Source organism: Sorangium sp. So ce124 (genome assembly GCF_051525235.1).
Classification (GTDB): Bacteria; Myxococcota_A; Polyangia; order Polyangiales; family Polyangiaceae; genus Sorangium; species Sorangium atrum.
Genome location: NZ_CP150312.1, coordinates 10,577,295 through 10,592,863, shown reverse-complemented (window position 1 = coordinate 10,592,863; position 15,569 = coordinate 10,577,295). Strand labels below are relative to the sequence as shown.

Sequence of the window (15,569 nt, the reverse complement as noted above, 5' to 3'; positions counted from 1 at the left end):
TAGTCCGACCCAGGTCGGGACGCCAACATCGGTCTGCCAACCTGGCCTACCGCCAATCTGGTCGGCCCCGGTCGCCCCAACCTGGGTTGGATCCGTGGATCCGCAACCTGGGTCGGGCCGTCACGGCAGGATCCGTGGATCCGCAACCTGGGTCGGGCCGTCACGGCATGATAGCGTCCGCTCATGGCGCTCCGCCTGCGCGGCCTCACCCACCTCGACCCGCTCGCCGTCCCTCTGCCCCATGGCACCGAGGTGACAACCCGGGTCGACCGCCTCCTCGGCGATCGACGTGTCCCGCAGGGCGCCATCGGGCGTGTCGTCGGCTCGGCCGGCGCGGAGCTCGACGTCATGCTCGTCGGCGTCGGCGTCGTCCGCTACAACCGCGACGAGCTCGTCCCGCGTAAGGCCGGCCAGGTGCGGCATGCCGAGCGGCGGAGCGCCGCCTGGGACGCCCTCCGGCCCACCGTGGTCCTCGAGGCCGTCGTGGGCTCGCGCGCTTGGGGGCTCGCGAACGAGGGCTCCGACACCGACAGGCGCGGCGTCTTCGCTCTCCCCTTCCCCTGGACCACAGGCCTCGCCGAGCCGCCCAGGGACCTCGTGAGCACCGACGGTAGCTCCTCCTATTGGGAGATCGAGAAGGCGATCCGCCAGGCCCTGCGCGCCGACCCCAACACCCTCGAGCTGCTCTTCGTCCGGACGGCCGAGGCGCGCGACGACATCGGCGCGTGGCTCCTCGATGCGCGTGGCGCGTTCGTCTCCTCGGCTATCTACGGCAGCTTCGGCCGCTACGCGCTCTCCCAGCTGAAGCGGCTCTCGCAGGCGCACCGCCTCGCCGAGCACCGGGAACGGGTGCTCGAGTGGCTCGCCGACGACCCCTCGCTGGCGCTCGCCGACGTCGCCCGCAAACTCGCCGCCGTCAGCCCGCGCGCCGCGCCGACCCAGGTTGACCGGGCGCTCCAGGCGAAGGAGTACATCAAGCAGCTCTACCGCTCTCTCCACGACCAGGGCCTCCTGCCCGCCCGCGACTTCGCCTCGCTCGTGGCCTTCGCGCGCGCGGGCAGGGCCTCGCTCGATCCCGCCCGCGACCTCCGCCCCAAGAACGCCTACAACCTGGTGCGCCTGATCGCGACCGCCATCCGCTGGCTGCGCGACGGCGAGGTCGATCTCGTGGTGCAGGGAGACCTGCGCGAGACGCTCCTCGCCATCAAGAGCGGCGCGTGGCCGCTCGAGCGCACCATCGAGCTCGCCGAGTCGATGACGCCCGACCTCGAGGCTGCGCGACTCGCCACCAAGCTGCCGCCGCACCCCGACGTGCCCCGGGCCGACGTGCTCCTCCGGCGGGTCCGCGACGAGATCGCCCGCCGGCACCTCGCGGCGGAGCCCGGCCCCCTCGGCAAGGACGCTCCCCCCGCGCCGGTCGCAACCTGGGACGATGGAGAGGCAACCTGGGACGGCGGAGATGCGGCCCCCACGCCCGGAAACGAGGAGAGAAAGGACGACGGATGAACCCCCAGGTGCTCGAGGCAAAGCAGCAGGAGGTCGCGGCGCGCGTCATTGCCGAGGAAGAGGCCAAGCGTTCGCACCTCGTCATCGCCCTGAGCGGCGCCCACGCGTACGGCTTCCCCTCGCCGGACAGCGACCTCGACCTCAAGGCGGTCCACGTCGAGCCGACCGAGAAGCTGCTCGGCCTCCACCGCAGCAACGCGAGCCCCGAGCGGATGCAGGTCATCGACGGCGTCGAGATCGACTACACCTCGAACGAGCTCCACCCCGTCCTCATCGGCGTCCTCCAGGGCAACGGCAACTACATCGAGCGGATCCTCGGCCCCCTCCAGCTCCACGTCGATCCCGACCTCGCCTCGCTTCGCCCGCTCGTCGCCGCCGCGCTCTCGCGCCGGATCTTCCGCCACTACATCGGCTTCGCCACGAGCCAGCTCCGCGCCTGGGAGGCGGGAGGCCGCTCGTCGGCGAAGAAGCTCCTCTATGTCCTGAGGACCACGTTGACCGGCGCCCACGCCCTCCGGACGGGCGAGATCGTAACCGACGTCACCGCGCTCCTCGATCTCTATGGCTTCAGCGCCGCGCGCGAGCTGGTCGAGGCCAAGCGCGCCGGCGAGCAGGCGCCGCTCGCTCCCGACGTCGTCGAGCGCTGGGCCGAGCAGATCGTCCGGGCCTTCACGACCCTCGAGGCGGCCCGCGATCACGCCGTGCTGCCGGAGGAGCCGCCCAACCACGGAGAGCTCAACGACTGGCTGCTCGCGCTGCGCAAGGCCCGGCTCTGAGGCGCGGCGAGGGCTCGCAGGCACGTACATCGACGTGTCGACACGGGCACGCCCGAGCGTCGGCCCCTGGACGGCTCACCGCGGTCCCACGCTCGTCCCCCGGCGAACGCCCGGCCAGCCTCATCTCACCGCGGCAGCGCGCAGCCGTCCCCGCACGCCTTGCGGCCATCGCCGCACTTCACCGCGGCAGCGCGCAGCCGTCCCCGCACGCCTTGCGGCCATCGCCGCACTTCACCGCGGCAGCGCGCAGCCGTCCCCGCACGCCTTGCGGCCATCGCCGCACTTCACCGCGGGCCCCTGCCCAACGCAGGTCACCGGGCATCCTCCCCCGGCATTGGAGCAAGACACCGCGCACGAGCCCATGCACATCACCTGGCACCCACCGACCCGATTGCACCTCACGACGCTCCTGTCGCCCACGACGTGGGCGCACTTGTTGACGTCCTCGCAGGTGATCGAGCACCCCGCGCCGCAGGTCACCTGGCACGTCTCCGCGTTGCGGCAGTCGGTGGAGCAGCCGTCAGCGCACGTCGTGCTGCACACCTTGCTTTTCGCACAGGAAGACTGGCAGTCGCCGGCGCAGTGGCTCGCGCAGCTCTCTCGATCGGAGCAGCTCGGCCTGCAGCCGGGCGCGTCACCGCACGTGAGCAGGCAGCTCGCCGGCGCCTTCCCCGGACTGCCGCCCGGGCAGGTGCAAGGCGCGCCCGGCGGGCAGCCGGCGGGGTCGACCGCGAGCACCGCAGCGCTCCGGGCCTGCGCGACATCCTGGAGGGACACCGGCGCGCCGCTGTCGCCAGCGTCGCCGGCGCCCTGGTCGCGGGAGGGCCAGAGCAGCAGCACCATCCCGACTCCCACGCAGAAGAGCAGCACCGCCACCCCGCCGACGACGGCGATCTGCGTCGCTCCCGGTGCGCGCTGCCCCCGCCCCCGGGGCGCTGCCCCCGCCCCCGCCGCCCCCGGATAAGGCTGGCCCGGAGGAGCCCCCGTCGAGGCGGCCACCGCCGCCGGCATCACCCCGGCCGGCGGGCTCGCGCTCGGATATTGCGCCCCCACCGGCGGCCCGTCGGGGATGGCCCGGCCGTACGCGCGCGTGCGCTCGTCCATCCTGGCCAGCTCCCCCGTCGCGAAGGGCGGCTCCTCGCCCCGGCGCACGGCGCGCACGTCGGCGAGCATCGTTTGCGCGTCCGGATAGCGCCGCTCGACCCGAAAGGCGAGCGCGCGGTCCACGACGCGCGCGACCCGCGGATCCACGCCCGGCGCCACCGTCAACAGCGGAGGAGCCGGCGTCGTGCCCCTCTTCACGAGGAGCTCTCCCTCGGTGAGCCCGTCGTCGTCGTGGACTCGACGGTTCGCGAGGACGGTGAACATCGTCGCGCCCACCGCGTAGAGGTCGGCCCGCCCGTCCACGTTCCTCCCCAGGATCTGCTCGGGCGCCATGTAGCTTGTCGTGCCCAGCACCGCGCCCGTCCGCGTCTTCAGCCCCGAGCCGCCCTGCTTCATGCGCGCGATCCCGAAATCGAGCACCTTGAGCCGCCCATCGCGGGTCACGAAGAGGTTGTCCGGCTTGATGTCCCGATGGACGATCCCGGCGTCGTGCGCCGCCTTGATGACCTCGAGCAGCGTGTCCATGTGAGCCAGGAGCTCGGTCAATGAGATCGTACCGAGCCGCAACACGCGCTCGCGGAGGCTCTCGCCGTCCAGTAGCTCCATGACAAGGAACGGCTCTCCCCGCTCGGTCACGTCGATGTCGTGGACCTGCACCGCGGCCGGGTGCCCGAGCCGCGCGGCGGCGAGCGCCTCCTGCTCGAAGCGGGCGCGGAGCTCGCGAGACACCGCGCCCTCCGGGTGCAGGATCTTGATGGCCACGCGGTGCCCCACGTGATGGGTGGCCGCGTAGACGGCCGCCATCCCCCCCGCCCCGATCAGCGCATCAATCCGCCATTTTCCGTGGAGGGTCGTCCCGACGCGGGCTTTCAGCCGCTGGATCTCCTCCTCTTCCGCTTCCGACATCGGCGCGGAGGCTAGCACGGGTGGCCTCGCGGCCGGCTCGCGCGGACGCCGCGCGGCGCCCTGTCACGCCCCCCGGCCGCGGCCGCGGCCCGCCATCTCCCACGCCGTCGCCACCGCCTCTTCCGCGCTCGCGGCCGACACGATCCGATCCGAGCGCCGGTCGTCAACGCGCCCCCCGGCGAGCTGCCTCGCCCAGCCGCCGCTCGTCGCGAGCGCGAGCAGCGGCTTGCCGAGCTGCCAGGCGACGGCGACCTCGCTCAGCGTGCCCGCGCCTCCGCCGACGACCACGACCACGTCGGCCGCGGCGACGACCAGGATGTTGCGCCCGATCTGCATGCCGGTCGGGACGACGATGTCCACGTACGGGTTGGCCGCGGACGCCTCGTACCCTGGCAGGATCCCCAGGATATCGCCGTCACGCCACGTCGCCGCCTCGCGCCCGCCGCGCGACACGGCGGCCATGACGCCCCCCAGCCCCCCGGTGACCAGCCGGAACCCCGCCTCCACGGCGCGCCGCCCGAGCTCCACGCACACAACCTCGGTCGCCGCGTCCACCGCGAGGCCGTTGCCGATCACCGCCATCACGGGGCGGCGCGGCACGTAGGGCGCGATGTCCCGCTTCGTGTCCTCGTCTTCTCGCTCGTCCCGATCGTCGTCCATCACGGCTCCGCTCCGGCGCCCGCTATTTCAGCCGGCCGATGAGCTGATCGCCCAGGTTCGGTTGATCGATCTTCCCCAACCAGATGCTCCACACGGCCTTCATGAAGTCCACGCCGGCGACGCTCGCGCTGTTGCCTCCGACCGCGACGGTCGTGGTCTTCTTCTCCGGGTCGTACTGGATGGTGATGCGCGCCCCCTCCTTCAGCTCCCCCTGGAACGCGCCCACGAACGCCTTGATCTTGGCCTGATCCTTGTACCCGTTCATCGCGAAGGCGCCTGTCAGCGCGTCGTGGATCTTCTCCTTGTCCACGTCGCGCAGCATCTTCCAGACGAACTTCTTCGGGACGTCGGCGTCGATCACCGCCTGCTTCGATCGCGACGCCGGCGCCTGCTTCATGAAATGGCTGATCTCGTAGACGTCGATGTCGATGAACGCGATCGTCTTGACGCGGACGCCGGTGCCCGTCAGGGCCCAGTCGTCGGCCCTGACCGGGGCGGCGGCGGCGAAGGTGAAGAGGGCCGCGAGGGCGACGACCAGGACCATGAGCTTCTTGGGAATGAGCTTCATCGGAGACCCCCTGGAGGGCGCGGGCCGGCCGAGCCCACCCGAGGGCACCGCTCCCCGGGCCTGCCGTTCGTGCGCCAGCTCGAGCTAGCCCCCGCTGCCGCGTGGAGTCAAGGCTCGCGCCCGCGCCGCGAGGGCGCTCGGTCGCGTGGTCGCGTGGTCGCGTTTCGCCCGGCGTCTGGTCGCGCTACCGCTGGGCCGGGTAGAGGCCGTCCACGGCGTCGGCCCAGAGCTTGTTCATGGCCACCCGCCCTGCGGGATCCGGGTGCACCTTGTCGGTGAACCGGTCGGGGTGGTCCTTGAACCACGTATACAGATCCGGCCCAGGAGGGAGGCCGTTCTGCTGCGTCAGCTCGTCGATCGCCTGGTTGAACACCGGGACCGCGTCGTGGTTGCCGTCCGGCGAGAACGGGATGTGCGCGAGCACCGGGACGCGGCCCGCTGCCTCGATCTTGTCGATGATCTGCTGAAGGTTCGCCTTGAAGGTGCTCGGGTCGGTCTGGCCCCAGGAGTCGTTGGTGCCGTAACCGATGGCGAAGTAGTGGAAGTCGGGGTTCAGCTCCAGGACGTCATCGATGCGATCGAGCGCGCTGGGCTTGTCGCTGCTCTTGGTGAGCTCGCTCCCGATGCCGCCGTTGATCATCGCCGGATAGTGGGCCGGGTGCGCCGCGTGCACGTTCTCGGCGAAGCTCGGCTGCGTGGCCGGGGTGTCGCGGTCATAGGCGAACGCCGTGATGCTGTCGCCGAGGAAGAACCACGTGTCCTCCGCGCCCTTCGAGATGTCGTGCACGTCGATCTCGTCGAGCTGCACGCCGGTGTCGTCGGTCATCGCGGGGGCCGCGGTCACGACGAGCCGGACCCAGCTCTTGCCGCCGAAGTCGAAGCTGTGGGCGCGCGTGCGGACCGGGTTGTTGGTCACCTCCGCGACCTTGGTCCAGGTGCCGTCCGAGCCGTTCGTGGAGTCGCTCGACGTCTCCACGCGGTAGGCGCCCGGCGCCCCGTATTGCACGTCCGTGTAGTTGTAGTTGTACGAGGCCGTCCAGCTCAGGAGCAGCCGCTCGTACCCGGTGCCGACCTGGATGGCGACCCAGGCAGGCGCTGCCGAGGTGGGCTTGCCCGCGATCCAGGTCCCAGCCGACCTGTACTTGCCGTCGTTGATCACCGACGCCGTCCCCGCCGAGGCGAAGGCCGGCTTGCCGCGAGAGATGATGGGATTGGGCACGATCCCCTGCGCATCTGCACTGCCGCCGGCGCCGCCATCGCCGGTGCCGCCGCCGCCGCCGCCGGTGCCGCCGCCACCCGTGTCCCCGGCGCCGCCCGTGCCACCGCCCGCGCCGCCCGTGCCCTGCGCGGCGGTGCTCCCGGAGCCCCCGGAGCTCGCCGACGAGCCGCCCGTGCCCCCGGAGCTCGCCGACGAGCCACCGCCGTCGTCATCCGAGCAGGCCGACAGGAGGACTACCGCCCCCAGCGCGAGAACCAGGAAAGGTGACTGGTGAAATGAACGCAAAGCCATCGAAACTGACCTCCAGCGCCGGGCACTCTGGGGCAGTTCGGCGCCACGATCAACAACGGAGGTGACCCCCGTCATCGATCCACGCCGACAAGATGAACCGGTAAATACAAGTTCGCTGCACAACGGCTCGTAACAGCTCAGGACAATGTCCAGTCTGGTAGAATTGTCAACTGAAACGGTAAATATACAGAGACGCTCTCCGTGGCGCCGGCGGGACGGCAAGACCTCGCGATGACGGCATCCGCGTCGAGCGCTCCCACACAAGCCAGCACGCGCGACGCCGGGCGAGCGACGAGCGGTGCCGTCAGGGGGCGCTCCGGTGATACGGCCCCCTACGGCGCGCTTGACACGGACGACGGTTCCAGCGTCCATGCGCCAAGAGGCAGCACGCGAGGGGTGAACCATTGAACGCCAAGAAAGAGCCGCGGCTGCGGGCGCCGGGACGAGGGAGGACGGCAGCGCTGGTAGCGGGGCTCCTGGCGGTCGTTACGCCCCTCGCGGCAGCGGCGGACCCCTCGGGAGCTCCGGGCGCCGGCTCGGCGGCGGGAGCTCCCGCGGGCCTGGCGCAGAGCGCCGCCCACTTCCGCTTGGCCAACGGCCTCGAGGTGCTGCTGGAGGAAGATCACAGGCAGCCGACGGTGGCCGTCGTCGTCGCGTACGAGATCGGCAGCCGAGATGATCCGCGGGGCTACAGCCAGCTGGCGCACCTCGTCGAGCACATGACGTACCGGGGCTCGCGTCACATGAAGCCGCTCGATGCCCTGAGCCTGCTCGAGCGAGCGGGGGTGCACCGCATGAACGGGGTCACGGGCCCCGACTACACCGCCTACTACGCGCTCGTGCCAGCCGCCGCGCTTCCCCTCGCGCTGTGGATCGAGAGCGAGCGCATGGCGTTCACGCTCGAGCGCTTCAACGAACAGGCGCTCGCGCTCGAGCAGAAGATCGTGCGCAATGAGCTCCTGGAGAGCGATGGCATCGAGAAGATGTTCCAGCGCCACACCTGGCGCGCCATCTTCGGGCAGGACCACCCTTACTCGGGCGCAGAGCTCCCTCTCGACGATCTGGCGGCGATCGAGCTCCGGCACGCGCAGTGGTTCTTCCAGCAAGGCTACCGTCCGAGCAACGCGCGCCTGATCCTGGTCGGCGACATCGATCCGCAGGCGACCCGCGCCCTCGTGGAGCGGTACTTCGGCCCGGTGGTCAATCCGAAGGCGCCGTTCGTGCGCCGGCGGACGGCCCCGCCCGCCTTCGCCGCGGCGCGGCGACTGACCTTCGAGCATGCGGTGTATCGTGAGCAGATCGAGATGTGCTGGGCGGCACCGCTCGCGTCGTCGCGCGAGCGGGTCGCGGCGGGGCTCGTCGCCTACGCGCTGGCGCAGTCGCTCCGGGCGCGCCTCGTCGACGCTCAGGGGATCCTGTCGCACGTCGATGCGGACATCGACGACCTGGACCTGGGATCGGTGTTCTCCGTCTCTGCGGCCCTGACGAAGGACGCGACCCACGACGGCGTCGAGGCGGCGATCGAGCGGGAAATCCGCCAGATGTGGGGCATGGACTGGGGCGCCCTGTTACCGGAGGTGAAACAGACCGCGATCGTCCGCGAGCTCATCTCGCATGATAAGCCGCTGGAGCGCGCGTTCCGACACCTGCGGTCGCTGCGCTCCACGTCGCGACCCTTCAACGTGGCGCGGCGGATCGCTGAGATCAGCGGCGTCACCCCCGACGACATGCTGCGCCTGCGCGGCTACTTCACGGCGGATCGGCGCCTCGTCGCCCGCCTCGTCCGCGTGGAACCCGAGGATCTCGCGTCCCCTGAGGGCAAGTTGACCGTCGACGCACGCTGAGGTGTCCGCATGAGACGAGCAAGCATGGGGTGGGCCGCGCTCTTCGGTGCAGCGCTCGCGGGCTGCGGCTCGCGGGTGGAGCTGCCTCCTCCCCTGCTGCCGCTCACGCCGACCCCGGACGCCGAGTTCCGCGCAAACGCGCCGCCGCTCGCGGCTGCGCCAGCGCTGCGGGCGCACGACATCCGCGCGACCGAGCTCGAGAACGGCATGACGACGCTCGTCGTCGAGCAACCCGAGCTGCCGCTCGTGACGCTGGTCTACGTCAACCGCGCGGCCCGCGACGACGGAGCGCCGCGCAACGCCGGGCTGGCGGAGCTCACGGCCCGGATGTTGAACGAGGGGACGCGGCTGGAGAACGGCGAGGTCCTGCGCCAGCTCCGCATCAGCGGTGAGCTCCCCGGGTGGAGCGTGGGCTCGGCCGGAACCGCGATCGCGATCACGACGCTGGCGTCTGGCGCCGAGAAGGCGGCATGGCTTCTTTCGCGGCTCGTCCAGCACCCCGTCTTTGACGCCGACTCGCTCGAGAGCGCGCGCAGCGCCCAGTCCCAGCAGCTGTTCAGCCGCTCCCTCGGTATCTCTTCGCAGCTGAACGAGCTCGCCCTCGAGGGGCTGTATGGCCCTGATCACCCTCTGGCGCTGCCACTCAAGACCTTTGGGCGCAATCTCAGGGGTTTCTCCGGGCATCAGGTGAGGAGCTTCTACTCGCGGCAATACGGCCCGCGCGACAGCGCCCTCATCGCCGTGGGCGCCGTGCAAGCCGAGGCGATCTTCACGCTCGCGCGCCGCCACTTTGGCGCATGGTCCCCTGCGCAGGGCCAGGTGCCGCCTGAGCCAGCGCCGCCAGCGGTCGTCCCCCGCGGCGACCAGAAGATCCGGATCGGCGCGATCGCGGCTGGCACGTCCGACGCCAGCCTGGTCGTCGCTTTGCCATGCCCCGGCCTGTCAGACCCGGACGCCCTCGCTTTCGATCTCATCGCCATGCTGATCGGCGGGCTCACCGTGTCGCATTCTGCAGCCGCGCTCCGGCACGACACGGGAATCAGCTATGGAGTGCACGCCACGTGTTATCAACGCAGGACCGCTGGCGAATTGTTGATCGATCTCAGCGCCGATGTCGATCGCGCAGGGGAGAGCCTGGAGAAGATCCTGACGGAGCTCCGGCGGTTCAAGAGCTCTCCGGTGACGCTGGCCGAGCTCGAGGCGGCGAAGATGCGCTACCTCGGTAAGACGGCCGCTGCCGTGTCGTCGACCCCGGGTCTCGCCGGGGCTCTCGCGGACCTCTATCTGAATGCGCTGCCGCTCGACTACCTGGCGACGCTGGAGCGCCGGGTGCGCGCCATCAGCGCCGAGCAGCTGCAGCGCGCCGCCGCGCGATACGTTGACGCCCAGATCGGCATCGCCGTCTATGGGCCCCCGCGGTTGCTCCACGACCAGCTCGTGAGCCTCGGCGACGTCCAGTGGTCGATGCTGAAGACGACGGGGCCAGAGTGATTTACTTCTCCCCTCGGTAGCTCGGCTCGAGCTCGCAGCGCAGGCGCGCTCAGCCCGCCGCGCGCGCCCGCGGACTCCTCATCTCATCCCTCCAGGCCTTTGAACGGATCGCGCCACGCCTCGATCTCGTCCAGCTGGTTCGACAGCCGCTGCACCTCGGGATAGTCGGCCAGGGGCAGCCGCGCGCGCGCGGCATACGGAAAGACGAAGGCCACGCGGAAGTCGGCATAGCTCAGCTTGTCGTCAATCAGCCAGCGGCGGCCCTTCAGCAGGCCGTTCAGGACCTCCGCGAACTGTCGGAATTCCTTCAGGTGCCGGTCCATCACCGACTGCTCTTCTCGGTCGGTCGTGAACGTGGGCTTGACGATGTATTCGAAGTAGAGCGCGCTCGCCGGCGGATTGAAATGCTGGTGCGCCCAGCTCAGCCAGCGCAGGAGCTCTGGCAGACGAGCGGGCGCGGGCCAGAAGTCCGAGCCAGTCAGCTGACACAGGCGACAGGCGATGGCGTCGGCCTCCCAGAGGGGCACGCCGTTCTCGACGAGGATCGGAACGCGCGTGTTGGGGTTGAGCGTTCGGAAGAATTCGATCTGGTCCGGCGCGAACGGGGCCGCGCGGATGAACTCCACCGGCGCCTGGACGTGCCGTGCCACAGCCACGGCGAGGCGGGGGTTTGAGTTGTGCGAGTAGTAGAGCTTCATCTGACCTCCGTTCGGACCCGCGCCGCCGGGGCGCAGCCAGCTGGCCCGCTGGATGGATATCAAACCATCCGCGCCGGCGTCAACCGGGCCAGCACGCTGTTGAGGGAGGGCGGCGCCTTGGCTGCCTGGATGAATCAGGGGTATAGCGTCGCTCTTCCGGGGTACAGGATCGCACAGAGGATCTTCTGTCACCCGAGATGAGCGGCCCTTCGCCGTTACCCCCCCTCTACCCGCCCTCCGCCACCACCTCGCTCCAGTCGATGTCGAACCGCGCCAGGTACTTCCGCAGACGGTCCGCGTCGTTGACGCTCTTCTTTTTCGCCCGCGACGCCGCGAACAGCACCCGTCCCGCCTCCGACAGCGACCGCGCGCCCTTCAGCACCCGCAGCACCTCGGCGAGCTGCACCCGGTCGAACGGGTCGAGCGCCGCCGCCCGGCGCGCGCCGAGCGCCGCGACCACGGGATCGTCCCCGTCGCTCCCCTCCCCCGCCGCGCCGCCCGCGGCGAGCGCTCGCCCGCCCGCCGCCGGCGCTCGCCGCCAGGCCTCCACCAGGCGCCCGATCTCCTCGTCCACGATCGGCACGCTGATCCTCCCCCCGGGCGCGAGCGTCGCCATCCGCGTCACGGCCGCGTTGAAGTCCCGGAAGTTGCCCGGCCACACCGCATCTCGCGACGTCGCGAACGCGAGGAACCGCGCGCGCGCGTCGCGGCTCATCGTGATCCGCACGCCGAGCAGCCGTGCCGAGGCGTCGAGCTCGTAATCGAGGTTCGGCTCGATGTCCTCGACCCGCTCCCGGAGGCCCGGGAGCCGGAAGGTCCACAGGTTGATCCTCGCCAGGAGGTCCTCCCGGAAGCGCCCCGCCGCCACCTCCAGCCCGAGATCCCGGTTCGTGCCGGCGAGCAGCTGGAACTCGCTCCTCACCTCCCTGTCCGAGCCGACCGGCAAGAACGCCTTCTCCTCGATCGCCCGCAGCAGCATCGCCTGCTCGTCCGCGCCGAGCTCGCCGATCTCGTCGAGGAACAGCACCCCCTCGTGCGCCTTGCGCAGGAGCCCCGGGCGGTCCTGGAGCGCCCCCGTGAACGACCCCTTCGTGTGCCCGAACAGCGCCGACATCGCCCCGTCGCCGCGGATCGTCGCGCAGTTCAGATCCACGAAATCGCCGCCCACCTGCCGGCGCCCCTTCTTGAGGTCGTAGATCTTCCGCGCGAGCTGCGACTTCCCCGCCCCCGTCGGGCCCATCAGCAGGATGGGCGCGCGCGACGCGATCGCCACGTGCTCGATCCGCTCGATCAGCCGGTTGTACGCCGCGTTGCGCGTGTCGATGCCGCTCTTCAAGAACGACACCCCCTCGCGCTGCTCCTTCTGGAAGCGCGACGCGATGCGGTCGTACTTCGAGAGGTCGAGATCGATGATCGTGAACGACCCGGCCGCGAGCTCCTCACGGTCGCGCTTCGGCGGCGACGTCTGGATGAGCCGACCCGGGAAGTACCGCGACTCCGTGAGCAAGAACAGGCAGATCTGCGCGACGTGCGTGCCCGTCGTGATGTGGACGAGGTAGTCCTCCCGGTCCGGCGCGAACGGGTACGCCCTCGCGAAGTCGTGGAGCGCGCCGTACACCGCCTCGAAGTCCCAAGGATCGTCCACCTCGACCACGTGAGCGCGGATGTCCGTCTCCGGCGAGGCGTGCCGCACGTCGCCCATCACCGTCTCGGCCAGGCCCTCGAAGCGGCGCTGGTAGAGCAGCTCGAACCGATCGACGATCAGGTCCTCGTGCTGGCAGAGCGCCACGCTCGGGCGCCAGCGCGACCAGCGCTCCGGCGTCTTTCCGGTGTCCAGCGTCGGGCCGAGCATGCCGAGGACCACGGTGGTCTTGCGTGTCATAGAAGATTCTCTAACCGTTTTATACACAGGTCTAATCCGCAGGGCCAGGGGCCCGCGATCGCCTGGATTTCGAGTGGCACGCGCCGTGCGATGCGCAGGAACGACGGACCGGCGGAAACGACGGAGACCGACGAAGACCGACGGAGACCGACGGACCCCACCGAGAGCGAGCGTCGCGGCGCGAGCCGGACGGCTCGACCCCTCACCGGAGATCTTGCCATGGACCGAAGCTACAACGTCATCCCCACGGACTCGGGCGTGCCCATCAAGGCGTGGACGGTCGGCGTGCCGTTCGAGACCGCCGCGGAGACGCAGCTCAAGAACCTCGCCGCGCTGCCGTTCATCCACAAGTGGATCGCCGTGATGCCCGACGCGCACCAGGGCATCGGCGCGACCGTGGGGAGCGTGGTCGCGACGAGCGGCGCGGTCATCCCGGCGGCGGTGGGCGTCGACATCGGCTGCGGGATGATGGCGGCGCGCACGAGCCTCTCCGCGTCGCAGCTGCCGGACGCGCTGCGCGGGCTCCGGACGGCCATCGAGGGCGCCGTGCCGCACGGCCGCACCGACAACGGCGGGAAGAACGACCGCGGCGCGTGGCGCTCGCCGCCCCCCGCCCAGGTCGCGGCGTGGGCCGAGCTCGAGCCGCGGTACCGGCAGATCGTCGAGAAGCACCCGCGCGTCGGGCGTGGCTATGCCATCGAGCACCTCGGCACGCTCGGGACCGGCAACCACTTCATCGAGCTCTGCCTCGACGAGGAGGACCGCGTCTGGGTCATGCTGCACAGCGGGTCGCGCGGCGTCGGCAACCGGGTCGGGAGCTACTTCATCGAGCTGGCCAAGCAGGAGATGAGGCGCTTCTTCATCCACCTGCCCGACAGCGACCTCGCGTACCTGCCGGACGGGACGAGGCACTTCCACGATTACATGCAGGCGGTGTCGTGGGCGCAGGACTTCGCGGCGGTGAACCGCGAGCTGATGATGGCGCAGGTGGTCGAGGCGCTCCGCGGCTCGGGCGAGCTGCCGCCCTTCGACGCGACCGTGGCGGCTGTGAACTGCCACCACAACTACGTGGCGCGCGAGCACCACTACGGGAAGGACGTCCTCGTGACCCGCAAGGGCGCCGTCCGCGCGCAGGCGGGCGATCTCGGGATCATCCCGGGCAGCATGGGCGCGCGGTCGTTCATCGTCCGCGGGCTCGGCAACCCGGAGAGCTTCTGCAGCTCGAGCCACGGCGCGGGCCGCGTCATGTCGCGGGGCGAGGCGCGCCGCCGCTTCTCCGTCGCGGACCACGAGGCCGCGACCGCGGGCGTCGAGTGCCGCAAGGACGAGGACGTGATCGACGAGACGCCGGCGGCTTACAAGCCGATCGACGACGTGATGAAGGCGCAGAAGGATCTCGTCGAGATCGTCCACACCCTGCGGCAGGTCGTCTGCGTGAAGGGGTGAGCCGCGCGCCCCGGCGCCGTGATATCGCTCATCCAGGGGAGAGCCGATCGCCATGCTGACCATCGATGGATCCATCGGAGAGGGAGGGGGCCAGATCCTCCGCACGACGCTCGGCCTCTCGCTGATCACGCAGACGCCCGTCCGTATCACGTCGATCCGCAAGGGCCGCGCGCGCCCGGGCCTGATGCGGCAACACCTGACCTCGGTCCGGGCCGCGGCCCAGATCGGCCGCGCCGAGGTGTCGGGCGCCGCGCTCGGCTCGCAGGAGATCGTGTTTCGACCGACCGCGATCGTCCCAGGCGAGCACACGTTCCAGGTCGGGAGCGCGGGGAGCACGACGCTCGTGCTGCAGACCGTCCTGCCCGCGCTGCTCCGCGCGCCCGCGCCGTCCGCGCTCACGCTCGAGGGCGGCACGCACAACCCCCTGGCGCCGCCGTTCGACTTCCTGGACCTCGCCTACCTGCCGCTCGTGCGGAGGATGGGGCCGGACGTCACCGCGACGCTCGTGACGCCCGGCTTCTACCCGGCCGGCGGCGGGCTGGCCCGCGTCTCGATCGCGCCGGCGCCGGCGCTCGCGCCGCTCGAGCTCCTCGAGCGCGGGGAGATCCGCGGCCGGCGGGCGGTCGCGACGGTGTCGAACCTCCCGGGCGCCATCGCGGTGCGCGAGCTCGACGCGGCGGCGGCGGTGCTCGGCTGGGAGGCGGGCTGCTTCAAGCCCAGCGTGCTGAAGGGCGGGAACGGCCCAGGCAACGTGATCACCATCGCCGTCGAGAGCGAGCACGTGACCGAGGTCTTCACCGGGTTCGGCGCGAAGGGCGTGCGCGCGGAGTCCGTCGCCACGAAGGCCGCCGAGGAGGCGCGCGACTACCTCGCCGCGGGCGTCCCCGTGGGCGAGCACCTGGCCGATCAGCTGCTCTTGCCGATCGCCCTCGCGGGCCGCGGCGCCTTCCGGACGGTGCGCCCGTCATCCCACACGACAACCCACCTCGGGCTGCTCCGAGATCTCCTCGGGATCCGCGCGTCGGTCGAGCAGATCTCGGACGCGGCGTGGCAGATCGAGATCTGGCGCTGAGCGCGGTCCACGGCGGATCCACGGCCGATTGACGGCGGCGTCCCGGTTGTGCCACATCACGACGAGCGTACGGCGCGCCCTGCGTCGCGGGCTGCCCCGCGGCAGG

Annotated in this window: 12 protein-coding genes; 6 read left to right on the top strand and 6 right to left on the bottom strand. The window is 70.9% G+C overall.

Translation table 11 applies throughout. From position 1 onward, the window contains the following. Positions 1–183: 183 nt before the first annotated feature. On the top strand, positions 184–1,506 hold the full coding sequence (locus WMF19_RS39795) for a DNA polymerase beta superfamily protein (RefSeq protein WP_437895122.1): 1,323 nt from the start codon (positions 184–186) through the stop codon (positions 1,504–1,506). Then, on the top strand, positions 1,503–2,282 hold the full coding sequence (locus WMF19_RS39790) for a nucleotidyltransferase domain-containing protein (protein ID WP_437895120.1): 780 nt from the start codon (positions 1,503–1,505) through the stop codon (positions 2,280–2,282). The genes WMF19_RS39795 and WMF19_RS39790 overlap by 4 nt, the downstream gene beginning before the upstream one ends. 231 nt (positions 2,283–2,513) lie before the next feature. Here the strand turns inward: WMF19_RS39790 and WMF19_RS39785 are convergent, their stop codons facing one another. From WMF19_RS39785 to WMF19_RS39770, 4 genes are all read right to left on the bottom strand, one after another. Next, positions 2,514–4,292 (bottom strand): serine/threonine protein kinase, encoded by a 1,779-nt coding sequence (locus tag WMF19_RS39785; RefSeq protein ID WP_437895119.1) that lies wholly within the window; start codon positions 4,290–4,292, stop codon positions 2,514–2,516. Between the two features lie 63 nt (positions 4,293–4,355). Then, the gene (locus WMF19_RS39780; protein WP_437324998.1) at positions 4,356–4,952 is read right to left on the bottom strand and encodes a TIGR00725 family protein; all 597 of its coding nucleotides are present in this window, start codon (positions 4,950–4,952) and stop codon (positions 4,356–4,358) included. A gap of 22 nt (positions 4,953–4,974) precedes the next feature. Next, on the bottom strand, positions 4,975–5,520 hold the full coding sequence (locus tag WMF19_RS39775; RefSeq protein WP_437895118.1) for a chalcone isomerase family protein: 546 nt from the start codon (positions 5,518–5,520) through the stop codon (positions 4,975–4,977). 184 nt (positions 5,521–5,704) lie between these two features. Then, on the bottom strand, positions 5,705–7,030 hold the full coding sequence (locus WMF19_RS39770) for a GDSL-type esterase/lipase family protein (protein ID WP_437895116.1): 1,326 nt from the start codon (positions 7,028–7,030) through the stop codon (positions 5,705–5,707). A gap of 404 nt (positions 7,031–7,434) precedes the next feature. On the opposite strand from WMF19_RS39770, the gene WMF19_RS39765 reads away from it, so the two are divergent. Together WMF19_RS39765 and WMF19_RS39760 are read left to right on the top strand one after the other, a co-directional pair. Next, on the top strand, positions 7,435–8,874 hold the full coding sequence (locus tag WMF19_RS39765; protein ID WP_437895115.1) for a M16 family metallopeptidase: 1,440 nt from the start codon (positions 7,435–7,437) through the stop codon (positions 8,872–8,874). Between the two features lie 9 nt (positions 8,875–8,883). Then, a complete protein-coding gene (locus WMF19_RS39760) occupies positions 8,884–10,365 on the top strand; it encodes a M16 family metallopeptidase (protein WP_437895114.1) in 1,482 nt (493 codons plus the stop codon). 83 nt (positions 10,366–10,448) lie between these two features. On the opposite strand, the gene WMF19_RS39755 is transcribed toward WMF19_RS39760, so the two are convergent. Both WMF19_RS39755 and rtcR read right to left on the bottom strand, forming a co-directional pair. After that, the gene (locus WMF19_RS39755) at positions 10,449–11,063 is read right to left on the bottom strand and encodes a glutathione S-transferase family protein (RefSeq protein ID WP_437895113.1); all 615 of its coding nucleotides are present in this window, start codon (positions 11,061–11,063) and stop codon (positions 10,449–10,451) included. Between the two features lie 226 nt (positions 11,064–11,289). Beyond that, positions 11,290–12,945, bottom strand: coding sequence for an RNA repair transcriptional activator RtcR (gene rtcR, locus WMF19_RS39750; RefSeq protein ID WP_437895112.1), 1,656 nt, complete (start codon positions 12,943–12,945; stop codon positions 11,290–11,292). A 219-nt stretch (positions 12,946–13,164) separates the two neighbouring features. On the opposite strand from rtcR, the gene WMF19_RS39745 reads away from it, so the two are divergent. Together WMF19_RS39745 and rtcA are read left to right on the top strand one after the other, a co-directional pair. Then, entirely contained in the window at positions 13,165–14,391 is a 1,227-nt protein-coding gene (locus WMF19_RS39745) for an RtcB family protein (protein WP_437895111.1), read from the top strand. A 52-nt stretch (positions 14,392–14,443) separates the two neighbouring features. Next, positions 14,444–15,463, top strand: a complete 1,020-nt coding sequence (gene rtcA / locus WMF19_RS39740; RefSeq protein WP_437895110.1) for an RNA 3'-terminal phosphate cyclase — start codon at positions 14,444–14,446, stop codon at positions 15,461–15,463. Positions 15,464–15,569: the final 106 nt, after the last annotated feature.

Coding starts and splice junctions, on each gene's coding strand:
- WMF19_RS39795 (WP_437895122.1), top strand. CDS start 184: ATGGCGCTCCGCCTGCGCGGCCTCACCCACCTCGACCCGCTCGCCGTC.
- WMF19_RS39790 (WP_437895120.1), top strand. CDS start 1,503: ATGAACCCCCAGGTGCTCGAGGCAAAGCAGCAGGAGGTCGCGGCGCGC.
- WMF19_RS39785 (WP_437895119.1), bottom strand. CDS start 4,292: ATGTCGGAAGCGGAAGAGGAGGAGATCCAGCGGCTGAAAGCCCGCGTC.
- WMF19_RS39780 (WP_437324998.1), bottom strand. CDS start 4,952: ATGGACGACGATCGGGACGAGCGAGAAGACGAGGACACGAAGCGGGAC.
- WMF19_RS39775 (WP_437895118.1), bottom strand. CDS start 5,520: ATGAAGCTCATTCCCAAGAAGCTCATGGTCCTGGTCGTCGCCCTCGCG.
- WMF19_RS39770 (WP_437895116.1), bottom strand. CDS start 7,030: ATGGCTTTGCGTTCATTTCACCAGTCACCTTTCCTGGTTCTCGCGCTG.
- WMF19_RS39760 (WP_437895114.1), top strand. CDS start 8,884: ATGAGACGAGCAAGCATGGGGTGGGCCGCGCTCTTCGGTGCAGCGCTC.
- WMF19_RS39755 (WP_437895113.1), bottom strand. CDS start 11,063: ATGAAGCTCTACTACTCGCACAACTCAAACCCCCGCCTCGCCGTGGCT.
- rtcR (WP_437895112.1), bottom strand. CDS start 12,945: ATGACACGCAAGACCACCGTGGTCCTCGGCATGCTCGGCCCGACGCTG.
- WMF19_RS39745 (WP_437895111.1), top strand. CDS start 13,165: ATGGACCGAAGCTACAACGTCATCCCCACGGACTCGGGCGTGCCCATC.
- rtcA (WP_437895110.1), top strand. CDS start 14,444: ATGCTGACCATCGATGGATCCATCGGAGAGGGAGGGGGCCAGATCCTC.